Source organism: Aeromonas sp. 25-AL00135, from assembly GCF_054052385.1.
The window spans coordinates 21,171-40,357 of sequence record NZ_JBSTYQ010000011.1; the positions used below are offsets into that span (position 1 = coordinate 21,171).

16 protein-coding genes and 1 tRNA gene are annotated in these 19,187 nt (G+C 59.3%); 8 read left to right on the plus strand and 9 right to left on the minus strand.

Going from position 1 to position 19,187, the window contains the following annotated elements; all coding sequences use genetic code 11:
* Window positions 1-31: 31 nt before the first annotated feature.
* Window positions 32-283, plus strand: a complete 252-nt coding sequence (locus ACW5XC_RS11750; RefSeq protein ID WP_042055411.1) for a DinI family protein — start codon at window positions 32-34, stop codon at window positions 281-283.
* A gap of 171 nt (window positions 284-454) precedes the next feature.
* Here ACW5XC_RS11750 and ACW5XC_RS11755 read toward each other — a convergent pair whose 3' ends face one another.
* The 5 genes from ACW5XC_RS11755 to dcuC form a co-directional block, all read right to left on the minus strand.
* Window positions 455-1,318: a DUF2927 domain-containing protein gene (locus ACW5XC_RS11755; RefSeq protein WP_042055410.1), complete on the minus strand. Its 864-nt coding sequence runs from the start codon at window positions 1,316-1,318 to the stop codon at window positions 455-457.
* Window positions 1,319-1,344: 26 nt separating this feature from the next.
* Window positions 1,345-1,848, minus strand: coding sequence for a M48 family metallopeptidase (locus tag ACW5XC_RS11760; RefSeq protein ID WP_005333421.1), 504 nt, complete (start codon window positions 1,846-1,848; stop codon window positions 1,345-1,347).
* A gap of 144 nt (window positions 1,849-1,992) precedes the next feature.
* Window positions 1,993-3,636 carry a hypothetical protein gene (locus ACW5XC_RS11765; protein ID WP_042055405.1) on the minus strand — a complete coding sequence of 548 codons (1,644 nt, stop codon included), beginning with the start codon at window positions 3,634-3,636 and terminating at the stop codon, window positions 1,993-1,995.
* Between the two features lie 188 nt (window positions 3,637-3,824).
* Complete coding sequence (locus tag ACW5XC_RS11770; protein WP_042055402.1) at window positions 3,825-5,471, minus strand: bifunctional metallophosphatase/5'-nucleotidase; 1,647 nt, start codon at window positions 5,469-5,471, stop codon at window positions 3,825-3,827.
* Window positions 5,472-5,562: 91 nt separating this feature from the next.
* Complete coding sequence (gene dcuC, locus ACW5XC_RS11775) at window positions 5,563-6,915, minus strand: anaerobic C4-dicarboxylate transporter DcuC (protein WP_042055401.1); 1,353 nt, start codon at window positions 6,913-6,915, stop codon at window positions 5,563-5,565.
* 195 nt (window positions 6,916-7,110) lie between these two features.
* Between dcuC and ACW5XC_RS11780 the strand changes: the two genes are divergently transcribed.
* Window positions 7,111-7,575, plus strand: coding sequence for a hypothetical protein (locus ACW5XC_RS11780; RefSeq protein ID WP_042055399.1), 465 nt, complete (start codon window positions 7,111-7,113; stop codon window positions 7,573-7,575).
* 183 nt (window positions 7,576-7,758) lie between these two features.
* Window positions 7,759-8,355: a DUF922 domain-containing protein gene (locus ACW5XC_RS11785; RefSeq protein ID WP_042055397.1), complete on the plus strand. Its 597-nt coding sequence runs from the start codon at window positions 7,759-7,761 to the stop codon at window positions 8,353-8,355.
* A 95-nt stretch (window positions 8,356-8,450) separates the two neighbouring features.
* On the opposite strand, the gene mnmC is transcribed toward ACW5XC_RS11785, so the two are convergent.
* On the minus strand, window positions 8,451-10,469 hold the full coding sequence (gene mnmC, locus ACW5XC_RS11790) for a bifunctional tRNA (5-methylaminomethyl-2-thiouridine)(34)-methyltransferase MnmD/FAD-dependent 5-carboxymethylaminomethyl-2-thiouridine(34) oxidoreductase MnmC (RefSeq protein ID WP_178378361.1): 2,019 nt from the start codon (window positions 10,467-10,469) through the stop codon (window positions 8,451-8,453).
* 90 nt (window positions 10,470-10,559) lie between these two features.
* Between mnmC and fabB the strand changes: the two genes are divergently transcribed.
* Window positions 10,560-11,771 (plus strand): beta-ketoacyl-ACP synthase I, encoded by a 1,212-nt coding sequence (gene fabB, locus ACW5XC_RS11795; RefSeq protein ID WP_005336905.1) that lies wholly within the window; start codon window positions 10,560-10,562, stop codon window positions 11,769-11,771.
* 259 nt (window positions 11,772-12,030) lie between these two features.
* On the opposite strand, the gene ACW5XC_RS11800 is transcribed toward fabB, so the two are convergent.
* Window positions 12,031-13,716 carry an aspartate:alanine antiporter gene (locus ACW5XC_RS11800; RefSeq protein ID WP_005336899.1) on the minus strand — a complete coding sequence of 562 codons (1,686 nt, stop codon included), beginning with the start codon at window positions 13,714-13,716 and terminating at the stop codon, window positions 12,031-12,033.
* Window positions 13,717-13,853: 137 nt separating this feature from the next.
* Between ACW5XC_RS11800 and ACW5XC_RS11805 the strand changes: the two genes are divergently transcribed.
* A complete protein-coding gene (locus ACW5XC_RS11805) occupies window positions 13,854-14,018 on the plus strand; it encodes a hypothetical protein (protein WP_155397229.1) in 165 nt (54 codons plus the stop codon).
* A 471-nt stretch (window positions 14,019-14,489) separates the two neighbouring features.
* Here ACW5XC_RS11805 and ACW5XC_RS11810 read toward each other — a convergent pair.
* A tRNA-Asn gene (locus tag ACW5XC_RS11810) sits at window positions 14,490-14,565 on the minus strand.
* Window positions 14,566-14,698: 133 nt separating this feature from the next.
* Between ACW5XC_RS11810 and uvrB the strand changes: the two genes are divergently transcribed.
* The 3 genes from uvrB to ACW5XC_RS11825 all read left to right on the plus strand — a co-directional run bounded on the left by uvrB (window position 14,699) and on the right by ACW5XC_RS11825 (window position 17,792).
* Complete coding sequence (gene uvrB, locus ACW5XC_RS11815) at window positions 14,699-16,711, plus strand: excinuclease ABC subunit UvrB (protein ID WP_019445830.1); 2,013 nt, start codon at window positions 14,699-14,701, stop codon at window positions 16,709-16,711.
* Window positions 16,708-16,965: a YkvA family protein gene (locus ACW5XC_RS11820; RefSeq protein ID WP_005360976.1), complete on the plus strand. Its 258-nt coding sequence runs from the start codon at window positions 16,708-16,710 to the stop codon at window positions 16,963-16,965. Before uvrB ends, ACW5XC_RS11820 begins: the two co-directional genes overlap by 4 nt.
* Before the next feature lie 179 nt (window positions 16,966-17,144).
* A complete protein-coding gene (locus ACW5XC_RS11825) occupies window positions 17,145-17,792 on the plus strand; it encodes a DedA family protein (protein WP_041202713.1) in 648 nt (215 codons plus the stop codon).
* 70 nt (window positions 17,793-17,862) lie between these two features.
* Here the strand turns inward: ACW5XC_RS11825 and ACW5XC_RS11830 are convergent.
* A protein-coding gene (locus ACW5XC_RS11830) for an IS3 family transposase (RefSeq protein ID WP_456516098.1) occupies window positions 17,863-19,082 on the minus strand; the annotation gives its coding sequence in 2 pieces (ribosomal slippage) (window positions 17,863-18,734 and window positions 18,734-19,082; 1,221 coding nt in all).
* Window positions 19,083-19,187 lie beyond the last annotated feature (105 nt).

The following is a 19,187-nucleotide window of genomic DNA, read 5'->3' on the forward strand; positions in this document are numbered from 1 at the left end:
AATACAGTTATAAATCATGGAGAAGTTTCCTATGCGTCTTGAAATCATCATCGACAGAAAACATCAGATCCCGACCTCGACCATGGAGGCGCTGCGTCAGGAGCTGCTCAAGCAGCTTGGCGAAAAATTCCCCGACATCCATGTGCGGGTCGCGCCGGGCAGTGCCATGGCCCTGACCGTCAGCCGTGCCAGCAAGGAAGACAAAGAGCTGGCCGAAGCCATGGTGCAGGAGGTGTGGGAGAACGCCGACAGCTGGATGCCGGAAGAGAACGTCGTCTCCTGATCCCGCACGGTCTGTCGATAATTCTGGCGTTGGATAAATGGGGTGCGGATAAACGGGCATGCCCGCGAATGATCCGCCGATCCCCGGACAACAAAAACGCAGCCACTTGGCTGCGTTTTTGTGGGTGGTGAGAGGCTCGCGATGGTTTCTGGCTCTGGTTGAGCTAGCCCGTTACAGCCCCGCCCAGCTTTTCAGGCTCTGCTGTTGCACCCGGCGGTTGGCTTCGCGGATCTCCCCCCTAGCGCGCAGGTCGGCCAGCGCAATGGGCAGTGCGGCGCGGATCTCGTCACTGCTCATTCCGGCTTTGAGGGCCGGGTGATAGGCCATCTTGAGCAGCACATAGTCCAGCCCGGTCAAAAAGCTGTCGATGCTGTTGTCATTGAAGATGGAGGGAAACACCTTGTCCGAGTCGTTGGGCAGCCCCATCACCTGGGTGAACTCCTCCACCACGCAGTCGAGAAAGCGTCCCTTGGCCCGGCTGTAGTCTACCGGAATGATGATGGTGGCACGGCTGATCTCGTGTTTCGCATTGGTTGCGAAGTTGGCAAGGCAGAGCCCCTCCTTGAGCGCCATCTTGACCGATGGATCGCCCCCCATGGTGCGGTTGGCCCAGCTCTTCATCTTGCTGTAGTCGGTCATGATCAGGGTGAGGTTGGGCTTTGCGGCCACCATGCTGATGGAGTGGCCGGTGATGCGGGCCAGATGGGCCGCCTGTACCTTCACCACGTCGGCCTGCAGCGGCTTGTCACCCGATTCGTTGATAAGTTGCAGCCGGATCGGCTGCTGCCAGCGGGCAAAACGGGTCTGCCTGGCTTCGCCATACTCCCGCTCCATGGCGATGGCCATAAAGCTCTCGACCAGATAGCTGTCGCTCTGCCAGTGCTCATCGGCACGGGCGCCGTGGCCCGCGAGCAGAAGCAGCAGCGCCAGCAGCCCGCGTGACGCGCGGCGGGGACTGGTAGCGCGGCCCAAGCTGGTCATTACCAAAGTGGCAATAAAGCGGGTGGCACCAAAGGGGGTTGCGGCAAATGACATGTTTCCTCCCTGAAACGGTTGTCAGCCTAGCGGTTGGCCTTGTCGATATCGCGCCAGGTGAGCCAGAGCCTGAGATCAAACTCCAGTTGATGATAGTCGGGCTCCATGTGCTGGCAGAGCTGGTAGAAGCTCTTGTTGTGATCCTTCTCTTTGATATGGGCCAGCTCGTGCACCACGATCATTTTCAGGAACGGGGGCGGTGCCTCCTTGAACAGGGCGGCGATGCGGATCTCGTTCTTGGCCTTGAGCTTGCTGCCCTGCACCCGGCTGACGTAGGTGTGCAGGCCGAGGGCATCTTTGATCACGTTGATCTTGCCATCGAACACCACCTTTGACAGGGGCGCCGAGCTCTTGAGGTAGCGGTTCTTCAGCTCCATGGTGTAGGCAAGCAGCGCCTTGTCGCTCTGGATTTGGTGGCTCTCCGGATAGCGTTTGGCCAGCATTTCCCCCAGCTTGCCTGCTGCAATCAGCTGCTGTACCTGTGCCTTGAGGGGGTCTGGATAGCCGCCCAGATAAGTCAGTTCCGCCATGGTGTCACTCGTTACATCAAAAAGAGCGTCATTGTAGTTATCTCGGGCGGGCTTGCCTACTGCGGGCCGCCGCTGCAAGGCGATCTGGCGCAATAAAAAGGGCGGCCATTGCAACAATGGCCGCCCTGCGGGGCGTATTGACGATCAGCGTCGGCGATAGAGACCCGGATCCACCTCTTCGTAGTGGCTGGTCAGGTATTGATAGAAGGCGAGATGGGAAGGGGAGCTCGGCTTTTTCAGCTCCTCACTCACCCGATCCGGCTTGGCGATGATGAATTTGGGGTTCTGGCGCTGGATATCGGCCAGCACCCGCTCGCGTACGTCATAGGGCGGATTGACGTTGGCAAAGAAGAGATAGGCAGAGGCCGGCTGACGATCGGTCCAGAGATAATATTGCGGCTGGATACCGTCGACCCAGATCTTGTCGCTCGGGCTGGTCTCGGCCTTGATGCGATCGACCCGCACCTGCGCGGCCGGATTGAAAGGGCGCCCCTTGAGGGTCCCTTCCCAGGCGTTGTTGATCATCAGCAGCAGCATGGCCAGCGTTGCCAGCCAGGGTGTGGCACTGCGCACATCCCAGGCGCGCCAGAGGGGGATGAGGATCAGCACCGGCAGCGCCCACAGCAGGCTGGTGCCGAGCACCTCGTTGACCCGCTCGAGGGACCACTCCTTGGTGCTCCAGCCAAAGGCGAGCTGCTGGGCCAGCAGCCAGCTGGCGGTGAGTACCACCAGCGAGATGCAGAGCAGGCCGATCGCATCAGCCTGCTGTTCGCTGCGATCCAGCAATACCGCCAGCGGCAGCACCGCCAGTTGCAGATAGAGCACGTCGTAGTGATCGAACACATGGCCGGAGACCGAGTTGGCGATCAGGGTAAACAGCACTCCAAACAGGGTCGCCAGCAGGGCGGGCAGATACCACTCCTGACGGCGGCTCAGCATCAGAATGATAAAGGCGGGCAGCAGCATGATAAGGCCGGTGCGCAGCAGGCCGACGGCGCCCACCATGGGGGAGAAGCCATTGCCGTAGCTCCCCTCGAAGAAGATGTCGAAGGCGTAGTATTTGAAGGCCGCCAGCAGATCATGCTGCTGGAAGTAGGCGTAAAGCGGGCCGCCAATCAGCGCCAGTCCCAGCAGGCTGGAGATGAGCAGCAAGATGGCGTCACGCCACTTCTCGTGCAGACACCAGTGGCAGAACAGCACCAGATACCAGGCCCCCCAGAAGGCGCCGTTGTTGGTGCGCATCCAGGCGACGATGGCGAAGGTGAGGGCCGCCACCAGCGCGGGCCACCAGCGAAATCCCTTGTCCAGCAGCAGGGTAATGAAGGCCCACTGGGCGATGAGGGCGAGGTGGAAGGTCCAGTCCTCAGTCATGTTGCCGTAGTAGTAACGGGTGCCGTAGAGAGCCAGCACCGCCAGCATGGCGCCGAGACGCGCCTTGAACGAGAGGCCAAGTTGGGCAAAGGCTTGCCAGCTGGCCAGCAGTCCGAGCCAGCAGAGCACCCACTCCAGCGCCCAGATCCCGACAAAACCCCCCATTCCATAGCCCAGCGCGTCGAGAGCGAAGATCATCGGCCCCTTGATGTCGATCATGTCGCGATAGAGCACGCCCCCTTCGCTCCACATCTTGCCCATCACCGCAAACAGCGAGGCATCAAAGCCCGGCGCCATGGCGTGGAAGAGCGGGTTGCGCAGACAGAAGAGCAGCGCCAGCAGGGCGGTCAACAGCACGATGGCTGGCTTGATACCCGGGTTGACGCGAGGGGGAGTGAAGCGGATGGAGTGATTCATGAAGTCGCCTGTTCCTGCAGCTGGTCTTGAAAGCGGGCCTATCTTGCCGAGCTAGTGAGTGCGATGCAATGGGGCGGGCCCGTGTGGGGCAAATATTCTCGAAAAAGCCCGGTTCTTGCAGGGAACCGGGCGCTGGCTGCGGCAATTTTGGCCGTCAGGGGATGTGGCAAAGCCATACCCTCTCTGCATCAACTGATGTACTCAACCAGGGGGGGCTGCGCTTCAAGTGTGGGCAAGTGGCGAGCCCAGCGGATAAAAGCGTCGGCCAGGGTGATGCCGAGCTCCTGATTGTGCTGGGTCAGGGTGCGCGCCAGTGCGGTGTAACCCTCCTTGCCGGAGGCGGTATAGGCGCTAGACACTCCGCGATAGACCTGTTCGGCATTGACCGCTTGCCACTGGCCGGGGGCGGCTTCCCACTCCAGTCGGGTGATGCGTTGACCCTTGGGCCGATCGGCCTGATAGGTGAATCGCACCCCTGCGGTGTAGGGGAAGCTGCCGTTGCCATTGCCGACCACGCCGTTGTTGGTGGCGTTGTCGATGGCATTCTCCAGCGCTTCCGCCAACTCGTGACCGTGCACCCGATAGAGGGTGAGGGGAATGGCAAACGGCAGCAGGCGACCGGCGATATCTGCTTCGCTCAGGGGGCCCGGCTCCAGCGAGCAGCGCACGCCGCCAGCATTGTGCAGGGCAAAGTCCACCTCGCCTACCTGTTCACGAGCGGCGGTAAGCATGGCGCGGGCCACCAGCGGGGCGAGCTGGCTGCCGTGGGGCAGGGTGGCATCCGGCAGCCGCTGATGGGGCAGTGGCGCCGCCAGTCGGGTGACGATGCGCTGGCTCATGGTTTCAATCTCCGGCCGGTAGCGTTTGGCCAGATGTTGTTCCAGTTGTGGATCCGGCTCGCAGAAGGTGAGCCCGACAGGTGGCGTGGAGGCAAATGGCCAGGGCTGCCAAGGGAGCCACTCCAGCTGCCCCTTACTTTGCACGACGCGGCCTGTCTCATCGAAGGTGAGCTCGCACACACCGAGGCAGAGGGCGCTGTGGCCAGCGTGCAAAATGGCCACCCGGTTGTTCATCAGGGGGTAGGTACCTTCGCTTGGCAGACCCAGCGGCGCGAGATCGCCGAGCAGGCTGTGGGTATGGCCGCCAATGATGAGGCTGAGCTCGGGGAAGCGCTCGGCCAGCAGCTTGTCCTGATCCAGCCCGAGGTGGCTCAGCAGCACGATATGCTGGATCCCTTCGCGCTTGATCTCCCGCAACACCCGGGTGAGGGTCTCGGCGACCGCGTGGAAACGGGTGTGGGGATCCGGGTTGGCGATGGCAGCCATCTGGGCGAGTGTGATGCCGAGCAGCGCAAAGGGAACCCCGTCGATCACCCGACGATGCCAGGGCTGATGGGCGTCGTAGAGGTGGGGAATATCCCACAGCCCCAGCGGCGTGTCGGCTGGCTCCTGACTGTTGTCCAGATTGGCGGCCAGCACCGGAAAATCGAGCTGGCGCAAGAACTCCACCAGTGGGCCGTTGCCCAGATCGAACTCGTGGTTGCCAAGTACCATGGCATCGGGGGCCAGCATGGCGAGCAGGTCGGCGTTGGCGCGCCCTTTGAAGCGGTTGAAATAGAGCGAGCCCTGAAAGGAGTCGCCACCGTGCAGAAACAGAAAACGCTGGCCGGCAGCTGCGGCTTTTGCACGCAGTTGGGTCAGTCGGGTCAGGATCCGGGCATAACCGCCGCACTGGGTGCGCCATTGGCCTTCACCGACAGGGGAGAAGCTCATGGGCGCGCCATCGAAGTGGGAGTGGCAATCACTGAAATGGGCAAGTTGAACCGTAATACTCATCTCGGTCCTCCTTAGGGGGAAAATGAGCACCGAGTCTACTGCAAAGGGGGGGGAGGATACCAGCCCGGCAGGGTGCCGGGCTGGTCAACGATTAGGCGGGTACCATGATCTGGGTGGCGACAATCACCACCAGCAGGCCGACGGCGACCGGCATACTGGTGCGCTTGACCACCTCGAACGGCGAGAGCTTGCCCATCCCGGCACAGGCGACCACCACCCCGGAGACCGGAGAAATGGTGCGACCCAGGTTGGAGGCTTGCAGCATCGGGATCACCAGATAGGCCGGGTTGATGCCAAGGCTGCTGGCCAGGTTGGGGATCAGCTCCACGAAGGCGTAGAAGGGGGCATTACCCGAACCGGTGGTGAAGGCGGCCAGGGTGGTGATCACCACCAGTGACAGCATCATGATCAGGCCGCCGGAACCGAGATCCTGCGCGTGAGCCAGCAGGGTGTCGATAAAGCCGATGGTCATCAGACCCTGGGCGAAGACACCGGCACCGACCAGCAGCATGACCACACCGGCAAAGGCGTCAGCCATGTTGCGCCAGCAGACTTGCAGACCATCCAGCAGCTCCTTGCCATTGCGGATCCGCACCAGCTCCAGCAGGCTGGCCAACACCATGCACATGACGATGATGGTGACGATATCCAGTTGTGGGCCCCATTTGCCGTCAAACACCAGCACCCCGATGATGGGGGTAAAGGGCAGGATGGCGTAGAAGGCTGGCGCAGTCGTCACCAGATCACCCGGTGCGACCGGCTCGTTGTGTTCACCGGATGTTTGGTCAAGGTAGCGCTGCCAGAAGAAGTGGGTCACCGCCATGCAGGCGATCGCCACCAGCGAGATGGGCAGGGTCAGCTTGAAGGCAAAATCCAGCAGTGGCATGTTGGCGGCCTGAGCGGCCATCACCACGTCCCCTGAGGTCGGTGCCAGAATGATGGCGGCTGGCGAGGCGCACACGGCCGCAGCCGCGCCACGGGAGATCCCCATGTTGACCATCAGCGGGAACAGGGTGGCCATCAGCAGCACGCCGAGGCCGGTAGCGGAGCTCACCGCCAGCGACATGGCGCAGGCCACCAGATAGGCAGCCACCAGCAGGATATAGGGGGACTTGATGATGCCGAGCGGTTTGCTGGCCAGCTTGACCAGAATGGTGTTGGCGCCGATATGGCTCATGTAGCCGGCGAAGCCGCACAGCACCATGATCAGCATCCCCAGTCCACCGCCACGGTCATTGAGCAGGAAGCGGACGTATTCGAAGATATCGGTAGCGATATAACCGGTGCTGACCACCTTGCTCGGCAGTACCGGCTTGCCCATCATGGCGGTGATGACCAGTAGCAGCAAGCCGCCGCTCAGCAGCACCCCGGTCGCGGAGTATCCTTTGAAAATGGCACGGCCCACCACCAGGGTGATCAGGGTGCCAACGATGAGTTCCAGCATATGTTGCCTTCTGATTGGATGAGAGTGGAGGGAGTCTATTCCGATAGGGGTAGAGTGGCGACTGGAAACAGGATGTTGTGTGAGCTAAATCAACGTTTAACCCCATGAACAGAATTAAAGAAAGGTAAAGGTACTTTACCCCGCGGGTTTGGCTACCTACCCTTGCCAGCCTTGGTTGTCTTTTGAGGCTTTTATATGGTGGTTGGTGATTTTTTAGGCATTAAACGCTCTCTTTTTCTGCTTGCAATGCTATTTTCACCTACTTGCGTGTTTGCGGTAACCAATGACGGTTTTCATCAAACCGGTCCTCATCAGGCGGTCGCCATGCGGCGTCTCATGGCTCCTCACTCTTACGGCGTACTGGTGGTTGCCGAGGGGAACAGACCCCGTTTTGCCGCGCTGGCATCCAAAACCACCGAAGCAAACTGCCTGGCCCGTCATGCCATCCGGGTAGATGGGGTTGCGCTGCTGGTCACCCCGAGATTCTATGCCAGAGAGGGAAAACGGGGACTTTGCGAGCTGTGGCTCAATGAGGGGGCAGATCAGGACTTTTTTGCCAACCGCCTTAAAAATGATCATTTTATTCAGATAGATGGTCATGACATCAATGTGAAAAACTATCACCTCGACTGGCAGCGCATCAGCCGTCATGCTCAATAAAAATACAGTTTTGGCCTTGTGCCATACTCTGCTCACGCAACCTGTGAGCGTGCTCTGATTTCTGGGCGCATCATTGTATTGCGCCGCCTCGTCGTCACACATAGGCTATACCCGTCATCTGTGTGGCGGTGGGTTTCACCAAGGTTGGTACTCCGCCCGTGCAATCAAGGAAGGTAGTCTGGCATGGTCAGCAAGGTTTATGGAGTAGTGGGGGTCGGGTTGTTGCTGTTGCCCCTGATGAGTCAGGCTCAGCCGAGCCGGCCGCAAGTGGTGCCAGAGTCCCGCATCAATGTCCGTTTTTATGAGGTCAATGCAACCAGTCCGGAGCAGCTTGCCCGGGCGATTGCCCAGAGTGCTCCCAAGGTGAATGGCAAGCCCGTACTCGGCAAGGCGAGTTATCAAGTGGACTGGCAGCTGGATACCGAGCAGTTGCCGGGGCGCTGCCAGCTCAACCGGGTGACGGTGACCACCAACGCCACTGTGTTGCTGCCCCGCTGGCGTCAGAGTGCTAACAGTAACGATCCTGCCCGTCAGCGCTGGGGGCGGCTGCTCTCCAGCATGTTTGACTACGAATCCCGCTTCAAGGAGATGGTGCTGCAAGGGGCCAATCAGGTGGGGGGCGCCATTGTGGGATTACCCGGTCATGCAGATTGTCAGGCGCTGCGCTATGCCGCGTGGGCAGCAGGTAGTGGCGAGCTGAGCAAGGTCAAGGGACGGCTCGACGGATTCCAGCGTCAGACAGGTTACGGCGAACAACTCGGAGTGCACTGGCCCAAGTAAGCGCTATCTCAAGACGCAATATCCAGCATCGCACGATTTGATAAATAGAATGGCCGCCCGATGGGCGGCCATTCTGTTTGCTTGCAGAGTCCGGTTTAGACCAGCGCCTTGCCTTTGAGCAGTTTGCGCACCCAGTAACGGGCTGGGTGGAGCGCTTCCAGCAGATCGGCGGCCATCGGCAGGGGATCGCCGCAGATCTCGCTGGCGAGCAGCTCGCCACAGAGCGGCGCCGAGCAGAGACCCCGAGAACCGAGCGCCCCCAGCACATAGAGGCCGGGGTGAAGGGGGAGTGGCTGGGCGTTGTGCTGATCATGCTGCAGCTGCGCATAGTGATCCGCCAGACCTTGCAATCTGGCCACTGGCCCCACCACCGGAAGGTGATCCCGACTGGCACAACGCACCCCTACGCGCGCCTCGTTGCCGCTCACATCCACTTCGGCGGGCCAGGTTTGCTCCGGCAAGCAGGCTTGCAACCGCACCTGATTCTGGATTTGCTCCTCGGCACGAAACTCAAGGCTGCTCTGGTTACGGCCATAGCTGGCACCAATACAGTGTTGATCGTTGTGCATAGGTGTGAGGTAGCCATCGTAGCAGAGCACGGTCTTGAGCTGACGCAAGCTGGCTGAGGTTAGCACATGACTCACCTGACCGCGCACCGGATAGAGCGGCAGCTCGGCAAAGGGGAGCAGTGCTGGCAACTGGTGACCGGCGGCGACCACCAGATTGGGGGCCTGCCAGTGGCGGCCATCCTGGCTTTCTACTTGCCAGCCATCGGCCTGCTCGGCAATGGCGATTACCTCGGTCTTGAACACGACCTCCAGCAGCCCGCTGGCTTGTGCTTCTTTGATAGCTGCGCGGGTGAAATCGGCCGGACAGAGCCAGCCCCCCTGCGGGTAACTGACGCCGCAGTGGCCACAGGGCAGGCCAACCACCTGCTCTACCTCTGCTGTAGAGAGGGAATGCATCAGTTCGGACGGGAAGGGGCCCTGGCTCATTTTCGCCAACTTGGCTGCCGATTTGTCGTCATAACTGAGCTGTGTCACTCCACATAATTCGAAAGCGATAGGATGGCGTTCGGCCAACGCCAGCAGCCGTTGGCGGGCATAGCCAAAAGCGAGCGAATAGAAGCGTGACAGCGCATCGTGCTCGCCGTTAAGCAGGGGATAGAGGGCACCCTGGCGGTTGCCCGAGGCGCCGGTGGCCGGTTCGCTATCTGCACACAGCAACGTCACCTTGCGACCCCGCTCCACCAGAGAGAGCGCCGTCATTGCCGAGGCGATGCCGCCGCCGATGATCACCACCTCGCCAGCGCGTCCGGCAGGACGGGCATACCAGGGGACTATGGTATGCTGCGGCTGCTTGTCGGTGCGATCCCCCACCAGCATCTCCCGCTTGCTACCGTGGCCCTTCACCTTCTTCATTGCAAAACCGGCGGCAATCAGGCCGCGACGGACAAAACCGGCACAGGTAAAGGTGGCGATGGAGCAATCGGGACGGGCGAGGCGAGCGAGACCGTCAAACAGCTCCTGTGTCCACATCTCCGGGTTCTTGGCCGGGGAGAAACCATCCAGATACCAGGCATCCACCAGACCTTCTGCCCGATGAGGCACCTGCGGCAGCATATCCTTGATATCGCCAAACCAGAGATCGAGGCGAATGCGGCCACCCGCAAAATGCAGGCGGTGGCAACCGGAAACCGGCAGCGGCCATTGGGCGACAAGATCCTGACTCAAGTGGCCAAGTTCAGGCCAGGCGGCCAGCGCCTTGCGCAGATCGTCTTGGGTCAGGGGGTATTTCTCGAAACTGATGAAGTGCAGACGGGAGCCGTTGCCGGATTGAGGCGCCTGTTCCAGGAAGGCTTGCATTGTCGCCAGAAAGTTAAGGCCTGTGCCGAAACCTGTTTCACCTATCACGAAACTGTCACTATCGTGGTGCGAAAATCGCGCAGGTAGCCGGTTTTGCTGCAAAAAGACGTAGCGGGTTTCACTTAGACCGTTATCATTGGAAAAGTACACATCCCCGAAGTCACTGGAGACAGGAGTTCCCGCTTCATTCCAGTCCAATCGGGCATGATGTAAGGATGTTTGACTCACGTTTTCCTCGGCTCGCGTCACAAAATCGCGGGCATTCTACGTGAAAGCAGACCAGTTTGGCAGCCGAAAGCGGGTAGACTTGGCGCCAGTTTTTCCAGACGAGATGAATTAATGAGAAGAGCAGTGATCACCGGTATCGGCGTCATCTCCAGTATCGGCAACAACAAGGAAGAAGTGCTGGCCTCCCTGAAAGCAGGTAAATCCGGCATCACCTATTCCGAGCAGTTCGAGCAGCACAACCTGCGCAGCCGTGTCTGGGGTAACATCAAACTCGATCCGTCTGAACTGATCGACCGTAAAGTCATGCGTTTCATGGGCGACGCTGCGGCCTACGCCTACCTCTCCATGCAGCAGGCCATTGAAGATGCCGGTCTGGCGGAAGATCAGGTCTCCAACGAGCGTACCGGCCTGGTGGTCGGTTCAGGTGGTGCCTCCGGAAAGAACACCTCGGAATCTGTGGATATCGCCCGTGAGAAAGGGGTCAAGCGTGTGGGCCCTTACATGGTGCCGCGCACCATGTCTTCCACCACCTCTGCTTGCCTCGCGACCCCGTTCCAGATCAAGGGTGTCAACTACTCCATCAGCTCCGCCTGCGCGACCTCTGCTCATTGCATCGGTCACGCGCTTGAGCTGATCCAGCTTGGCAAACAGGACGTGGTCTTCGCCGGTGGTGGTGAAGAGCTGGACTGGTCCTCTACCATCCAGTTTGACGCCATGGGCGCGCTCTCCACCAAGTACAACGACACGCCGGAAAAAGCGTCCCGTACCTATGATGCGAACCGCGACGGTTTCGTTATCTCCGGTGGCGGCGGTATTCTGGTAATTGAAGAGCTGGAACATGCGCTGGCCCGTGGTGCTCACATCTATGCCGAGTTGACCGGTTACGGTGCCACCTCCGATGGCTATGACATGGTCGCGCCGAGCGGTGAAGGCGCGGTGCGTTGCATGAAGATGGCGATGCAGGGTGTGGGCAAGGTTGATTACATCAACACCCACGGTACCTCCACCCCGGTTGGCGATACCAAGGAGCTGGAGGCCATCCAGACTCTGTTTGGCGCCAACGGTCCCAAGATCTCTGCCACCAAGGCGATGACCGGCCATGCGCTGGGCGCTGCGGGCGTGCACGAGGCTGTCTACTCCCTGCTGATGATGGAACACGGCTTTATCGCCCCCAGCATCAACATCGAGACTCTGGACGAGAAGGCTGAAGGTCTGCCCATCGTGCGCGAGTACGAAGCGGCCGAGCTCAACACCGTCATGTCCAACAGCTTCGGCTTTGGCGGTACCAACGCCTCACTGGTGTTCAGCAAGTTCAAAGCTTGATCATCCGGTTGATATGAAAAAAGCGCCTCAGGGCGCTTTTTTTGTCTTCGAGATCTGCCATCACTCATTGCACAAAGCAAAGCAGAGCATCGGCCATTGCGGAATAGGAAGAGTGGGTTGGCGGCAGAGTTCAGAGCAGATGGTGGGGGGTATGTGACGTCACACCCATAAGGCTGCTCTACATCTCTCTAGTGGAGTAGATAGCAAGAAGGGAGCCTGAGGCTCCCTTCTTTGTTAGCGGTAATGTGATGGGTACTGGCTAGAACCAGAAGCCGATGATAAAGGAGCCCGCCAGGGTCAGCATCACGTTGGCCACCGCATAGGTACCGGCATAACCGAGCGCCGGAATGGAGCTGTTGGCTGCCTCGTTGACCACATCCATCGCCGGGGCACAGGTACGGGCTCCTGTGATGGCACCGAGCAGCAGCGCCGGGTTCATCTTGAGCACCCAGACCCCGAACAGGTAGCCGACCAGCACCGGCAAGGTGGTCACCAGCATGCCGGAGAAGAGCACTACCGTACCCACCTCGCTGAGGTGGTCGAGGATGCCGCCACCGGCTTTCAGGCCCGTGCTTACCATAAAGACCGCCAGACCGAGATCCTTGGCCAATCTGAGCGCGCCGGGCGGCACATAGCCTACCGTCGGGTGGTTGGCCCGCAGGTAACCCATCAGAATGCCCGCCAGCAGCAGGCCGACGGCGTTGCCGAGACCGAATTCGATCTGACCGAACACCAGCGAAACGGAGCCGATCAGCAGGCCAAGCACAAAGAAGGTGGTGAAAGCCACCAAGTCCGTGGTCTGGCTGTGGATGCTGATAAAGCCGATCTTGTTGGCCAGCAGTTTGACCCGTTGCTTCTCGCCGCTGATCTGCAGCACGTCGCCCTTTTGCAGCATGATGTTGCGATCGAACGGCATCTCGATTTGGGAGCGCACTACCCGGTTGAGGAAGCACCCTTTCTCGGTGAGGTTGAGCTCCACCAGATGGCGGCCGACCACTGAGTCGTTTTTCACCACTATCTCTTCGGTGACGATCTGCAGGTCGAGCAGGTTGCGATCAAATACCTCTTTACCGTTGCGGTAGTTGACGTCCAGCTTCTCGTGGCTCTCGGGATAGCCCACCAGGGCGATCTCGTCCCCTTCCTGAATGACGGCATCTCCATCGGGGCTTGCGAGAATGCCGTTGCGGCGGATCCGCTCTACATAGCAGCCGGTATGGGGATAGATGCCGGTCTCCCGCAGGGTACGACCACCTATCCATGCCGCCAGCTCGGGGCCAACCCGATAGGCGCGGATGATGGGCAGATAGGTCTTGCGACTCTCGCTGTCGGAGAGCCCCCGCTCGCGGGCGATTTTTTGTGCCTCGGTATTGAGGTCGAGGCGAGCCAGTGAGGGGAGGTAGCGCACCACCAGCATCAGACCCACCAGACCCACCAGATAGGTCAGGGCGTAGCCGATGCCCATATTGTCCAGCACCGCCTGCATATCAGTTTGATGGGGCAGGTTGAGCAGACCACTGCGCAAGGCATCCTGGGCACCTACCAGCGCCGGGGTCGAGGTGAGGGAACCCGCCAGGATCCCCGCCGCCATGCCCGGCCCCAGATTAAAGAACTTGGCCAGCCCCACCGTCAGCAGCAGGGCGGTCAGCAAGATCACCAGGGTCAGGGTGATGTAGTGGATGCCGTCGCGCAGGAATACGCTGAAGAAGTGAGGGCCCGCCTCGATCCCCACACAGAAGATGAACAGCATAAAGCCGACGTTTTCAGTGGTGGCCGCAAATTCGAAGCCCATCTGGCCGAACAGCAGGGCGGTAAACAACACACCTATGGTGTTGCCAATCTGAAAGTTGCCAATTCGCACCTTGCCAAGCAGCAGGCCGAAGGCCAATACCACGAACAGCAGCAGGGAGTCGCTTTGATGTAGCAGTGTCACGAAATCTATGGTCATGCCCGGAAAAACCGAGGAAAAAAGTGGGGTCGATATTGTGCCGGATCTATCCCCAATAAAGAAGCGCAAGGGATCGATTAATCGGACGTTATCGGACGCTATTTGTGGAACCGGCGGCGTGATAGGGAGACAAGCGGATGAAATCTGGCAATTTTTGCTGTAACCGTCGTTGTCAATTAGTGAAATCTGCTGCCCGCGACCGAAGTGCTCTGGCGCAGGCCGATATTTTAGATTCTGCTGTCCGGCCGCTTGGCGGGGATCAGTTTCAGCAGATTCAACCGATGGCCACCATGGTTGGCTGAGGGGCAAATCAGCTTGATATTTACCCGTTCGCCCACGGGAAAAGGGTTGGCCAAAAGATGCCTCTGAAAAGTGCCAATAGAGCCTGTCACCCCGCTATTCCTGAGGGAGCAAAAAAACAGCATAAAATCAGGTTGGCCAGTAAAATGACTCTTCGCCGGGGGCCATCAAGGGCAATCCCGCGTCCTGACAGGGCTTGCTGCACTTACCCACAGAATCTGTGGATAACCCTGTTTATGAAACTTGTTCATCGCCCTGAAAGCCGCGCCAGTACTGGGATGCAAGAGCTGTTCAAAAAATACCGGAAGAAAAATGTTTGTATAAAAATCAAATAGTTAGATGCGACAGGAGAAAACTCTGTCGAGCCGGGACGGGTAACAAAAGGGAGCGTCAGCAGCAAGAAGGATCTTGTGCATTAAAATTGGCAGGAGAGGGCACTAAAGTGGATAACTTGCACCGAGATGGTGAGGAATTGGCTCCCCCGACTGGACTTGAACCAGTGACATACGGATTAACAGTCCGCCGTTCTACCGACTGAACTACGGGGGAACATCAGGCAAGGAGGAACATCATACAGAAGGTGTCCTGGGTGGTCAAGCCATTCGCGGGATGATGGCACGGGTGTACCGCTGCCAAACCCTCGGTTACACTGCTCCTCTGCTGTTTTGTGTCGGGAGTGTTCATGAGCAAATTGTTCAAGTTAGCCAGCCAGTTTCAACCCGCCGGGGATCAGCCCACGGCGATTGCCCAACTGCTGGATGGCATCGAGTCGGGGCTGGCCCACCAGACCCTGCTCGGGGTGACCGGTTCGGGCAAGACCTTCACCATGGCCAACGTCATTGCCACCCTGAACCGCCCGACCATGATCCTGGCTCCCAACAAGACCCTGGCCGCCCAGCTCTATGGCGAGATGAAGGAGTTCTTCCCCGACAATGCGGTGGAGTATTTCGTCTCCTACTACGACTACTACCAGCCCGAAGCCTATGTGCCGACCACCGACACCTTTATAGAGAAGGATGCCTCGATCAACGATCACATCGAGCAGATGCGATTGTCCGCCACCAAGGCGCTGCTGGAGCGGCGCGACGTGGTGATCGTTGCTTCGGTGTCGGCCATCTATGGTCTGGGGGATCCCCAAGCTTATCTGAGCATGATGTTGCATCTCAAAGTGGGGGATGTGATCAACCAGCGGGATATCCTGCGTCGCCTCGCCGAGCTGCAGTACACCCGTAACGACATGGCGTTTCAACGTGGTACCTTCCGGGTGCGCGGTGAAGTGATCGACATCTACCCCGCCGAATCGGACAAGTTGGCCCTGCGGGTAGAGCTGTTTGATGAAGAGGTGGAGCGCCTCTCCCAGTTCGATCCCCTGACCGGCGCCATCGAGCAGACGGTAGTGCGCTACACCATCTATCCCAAGACCCACTACGCCACCCCGCGCGAAACCATTCTGGGGGCTATCGAGCATATCAAGGAGGAGCTGCGCAGCCGCCGCGAGCAGCTGTTGTCTCTCAACAAGCTGGTGGAAGAGCAGCGCATCAGCCAGCGCACCCAGTTTGATATGGAGATGATGCAGGAGCTGGGTTATTGCTCCGGCATCGAGAACTACAGCCGCTACCTCTCCGGCCGTGCGCCGGGGGAGCCGCCGCCCACCCTGTTTGACTACCTGCCGGGGGATGGTTTGCTCATCATCGATGAATCCCACGTCACGGTGCCGCAGATTGGCGCCATGTTCAAAGGGGACCGCTCCCGCAAGGAGACCCTGGTGGAGTACGGCTTCCGGCTCCCCTCGGCGCTGGACAACCGGCCGCTCAAGTTCGACGAATTTGAAGCGCTGATGCCGCAGACGGTGTTTGTCTCGGCGACTCCCGGCCCCTACGAGCTGGAGAAGTCCGGCGGCGATGTGGTGCAGCAGGTGGTGCGCCCAACCGGCCTGCTCGATCCGGAGATCGAGGTGCGTCCGGTGACCACTCAGGTGGACGATCTGCTCTCCGAGATCCGCAAGCGGGTGGCGGTGGAGGAGCGGGTGCTGGTCACGACCCTGACCAAGCGGATGGCGGAAGACTTGACCGAGTATCTGGCGGAGCACGACGTCAAGGTGCGCTACCTCCACTCCGATATCGACACGGTCGAGCGGGTGGAGATCATTCGCGATCTGCGCCTTGGCAAGTTCGATGTGCTGGTGGGTATCAACCTGCTGCGGGAAGGTCTCGATATGCCGGAGGTGTCGCTGGTGGCGATTCTGGATGCGGATAAAGAGGGCTTCCTGCGCTCGACCCGCTCGCTGATCCAGACCATCGGCCGGGCGGCGCGTAACCTCAACGGCAAGGTCATTCTCTACGGCGATACCATCACCAACTCGATGAAGGTCGCCATTGAGGAGACCGAGCGGCGCCGCGCCTTGCAGCATGCCCATAACCTCAAGCATGGGATCACCCCCAAAGGGCTCAACAAATCCATTGGCGATGTGATGGATATGGGGGGCAGCCGTACGGCAGGCAAACCAGGCAAGGGGATGCGCAAGGCAGCCGAGCCGCAAGGGGAATACCATGTCCGCTCTGCCAGCGAGATTGCCAAAGAGATCAAGCGGATGGAGGAGCAGATGTTCCAGCATGCCCGGGATCTGGAGTTCGAACAGGCGGCGGCACTGCGGGATCAGATCCAGCGGCTGCGCAGCGAGTTGATCGAATCATGAGCCGCAAACGCTGGCTGATTTGGCAACGACTTCGTCGTCTCTATCAGGGCTTTCGCCATCCCGGTACCCCCTGGTGGGCGAGGGGCCTGGTGATCCTTATTCTGCTCTATGGCATCAGTCCAGTGGATCTTATCCCCGACGTGGTGCCCTTGCTGGGTTGGTTCGATGATGTGACCCTGCTGCTGGTGTTGCTATGGGGTTGGGAGCGTTGTTTGCCCCCCGCAGTGCGCAGCGATCTGGAACAGGCCTCCTAGTTCACCTTTTCAACACCACGCTCGACATAACTCTTTGTGCCCCCACCCTCGAAGGAAGCGGAAAAACGGTTTCATTTGAAGGTGGGCGCTGCGGGATGAAAAAGAGGCTGGCCCGGTGATTGTCGCCCGGATGGCATTGGCGTAGACTCCACGCCGTTCACTTTATGGGTATGGAAAAAATGGATCTGATCCTCTTTGCAATCGACTTTATCCTGCACGTTGACGTGCACTTGAAAGAGCTGTTCGAGAACTATGGCGTCTGGGTTTACGCCATCCTGTTTCTGATCATCTTCTGTGAAACCGGGTTGGTAGTGACGCCGTTCCTGCCGGGTGACTCCCTGCTGTTTGCCGCCGGTGCGCTTACTGTGGGCAGCGTGCTGGACGTCCATACCCTGGCGGCCGTGCTGATCATCGCTGCCGTGCTGGGCAACGTGGTCAACTACACCATTGGTCACTTCTTCGGCGAGCAGCTGTTCCGCAACCCGGACTCCAAAATCTTCCGCCGGGATTATCTGGAGAAGACCCACGCCTTCTATGCCAAGCATGGTGGCAAGACCATCATCATCACCCGTTTCCTGCCTATCGTGCGTACCTTTGCGCCGTTCGTGGCAGGGATGGGGGCCATGACCTATCCGCGCTTCCTGGCGTTCAACCTGGTTGGCGGCCTGCTGTGGGTGCTGTCGTTCGTCTATGCGGGCCACTTCTTTGGCAATCTGCCGGTGGTGCGTCACAACTTTACCCTGCTGATCTTCGGCATCATCGGTATCTCCCTGTTGCCCATGGTAATCGGCGCGGTCAAGGCCAAGATGAGTACAGCCAAGGCATAACCAGAAATACGGTCAACCAGGTGTCTAGTCCTGAAATAGGTTTACACATTTTCAACTAGCATTTCTCTACTCAGAACCCCCTATGTACCGCATCGGGGGTTCTGTATTTCAACGCATGATGCGGCCGCTCCGCGTTGTAAATATCCACCGCTTCACGCACCATTTCCCGCGCTTGCGTCAAATCCTGCGGGCTTTGCAACAATAACTCTCCTTTCAAAATCCCGTTCACCCGCTCCGCCAACGCATTCTGGTAACCGTCATACCCATCCGTCATCGAGCATTTCACCCCGTACCGTTCATGTAATGACTGATACAGTCCCGAGCAATACTGCACGCCGCGGTCTGAGTGATGGATGAGTTCACCGCCGCCACGCCGTTGCTTCAGTGCTTTCTTGAACGCCATCGCCACCGACTTGGCGTGCATCCCTTCGTGCACGTGATGGCCCATTATCTTGCGTGAGTACGCATCCGTCACCAGGCTTAGGTACAGCGGCCCGCTCCTGGCTGGCAGATAGGTGATATCTGCGACCCAGACCTGCTCCGGGGCCACCGGCGTGACCTGCTCTGGCCCCGCCTTGAGCAAGTTGGGATGACGGTAGAAACGGTGAAAACTGTGGGTGGTCTTGTGATACGCCCGTCTGGGCTGCACCAGCAGACGGTGCTCGGCCAATATCTGAAACAGCCTGTCCCGCCCGACCTTGAGCCCGTCATCATCCTGACCCTGCAGCAGATAATGCAGCTTGCGGGTGCCGACCCGCGGTTGTCGCAGTCGAACCTGACGCACAAAGCGCACCACCTGTAGCCCTTGTGCATGGCGCTCGTCGGCGACCCGATTGCGCTTGTAGTAAGCCTGCCGGCTTATCCCGAGAAACAGGCAAGCCCTGACAATGGTCAGTCTCTCGACTTGCCGCTGCGAGAGGACTTGCCGGGTCGCTTTTTTACGATGGAGACGCCGTAGTCATTCTTCAGTACATCGACGACGGCCTCAAAGAACTGGGCTTTCTGACTCATCCGCGCCAGCTGTTGCTCGAGTTCCTTGATACGCTGCTCGGGCGTCTGGTTGTCGGGGTCAGGCATGGTGATGCTCCTGCCGGCACGTACAGAAGCCCCCTGGCTCCAATCTTGCCGACCATGTTTACGTAACCATACCAGAATGGTCGAATTGCCCTGAATGCCATATCGGGCTTGTGCTTGCTGGCAACTGAGCTCGCCTTTTTCAATCTGCTCGACCAGTGCCAGTTTAAAAGTCAGTGAGTAATCGCGCTGTGTCCGTTTCACACCTTGTCCCATCGGGTTCTCTATTTATTGGGGGGGAAAGGTGTAAACCATATTCAGGACGGCACAAGGACGAGAAAGAGGGAGCCATAATGGCTCCCCCTTTTTATCTTCACGCGG

What these genes read in the sequence shown, in the direction of transcription:
- ACW5XC_RS11750 (WP_042055411.1), top strand. Translation starts at nt 32, where the DNA reads ATGCGTCTTGAAATCATCATCGACAGAAAACATCAGATCCCGACCTCG.
- ACW5XC_RS11755 (WP_042055410.1), bottom strand. Translation starts at nt 1,318, where the DNA reads ATGTCATTTGCCGCAACCCCCTTTGGTGCCACCCGCTTTATTGCCACT.
- ACW5XC_RS11760 (WP_005333421.1), bottom strand. Translation starts at nt 1,848, where the DNA reads ATGGCGGAACTGACTTATCTGGGCGGCTATCCAGACCCCCTCAAGGCA.
- ACW5XC_RS11765 (WP_042055405.1), bottom strand. Translation starts at nt 3,636, where the DNA reads ATGAATCACTCCATCCGCTTCACTCCCCCTCGCGTCAACCCGGGTATC.
- ACW5XC_RS11770 (WP_042055402.1), bottom strand. Translation starts at nt 5,471, where the DNA reads ATGAGTATTACGGTTCAACTTGCCCATTTCAGTGATTGCCACTCCCAC.
- dcuC (WP_042055401.1), bottom strand. Translation starts at nt 6,915, where the DNA reads ATGCTGGAACTCATCGTTGGCACCCTGATCACCCTGGTGGTGGGCCGT.
- ACW5XC_RS11780 (WP_042055399.1), top strand. Translation starts at nt 7,111, where the DNA reads ATGGTGGTTGGTGATTTTTTAGGCATTAAACGCTCTCTTTTTCTGCTT.
- ACW5XC_RS11785 (WP_042055397.1), top strand. Translation starts at nt 7,759, where the DNA reads ATGGTCAGCAAGGTTTATGGAGTAGTGGGGGTCGGGTTGTTGCTGTTG.
- fabB (WP_005336905.1), top strand. Translation starts at nt 10,560, where the DNA reads ATGAGAAGAGCAGTGATCACCGGTATCGGCGTCATCTCCAGTATCGGC.
- ACW5XC_RS11800 (WP_005336899.1), bottom strand. Translation starts at nt 13,716, where the DNA reads ATGACCATAGATTTCGTGACACTGCTACATCAAAGCGACTCCCTGCTG.
- ACW5XC_RS11805 (WP_155397229.1), top strand. Translation starts at nt 13,854, where the DNA reads ATGAAATCTGGCAATTTTTGCTGTAACCGTCGTTGTCAATTAGTGAAA.
- uvrB (WP_019445830.1), top strand. Translation starts at nt 14,699, where the DNA reads ATGAGCAAATTGTTCAAGTTAGCCAGCCAGTTTCAACCCGCCGGGGAT.
- ACW5XC_RS11820 (WP_005360976.1), top strand. Translation starts at nt 16,708, where the DNA reads ATGAGCCGCAAACGCTGGCTGATTTGGCAACGACTTCGTCGTCTCTAT.
- ACW5XC_RS11825 (WP_041202713.1), top strand. Translation starts at nt 17,145, where the DNA reads ATGGATCTGATCCTCTTTGCAATCGACTTTATCCTGCACGTTGACGTG.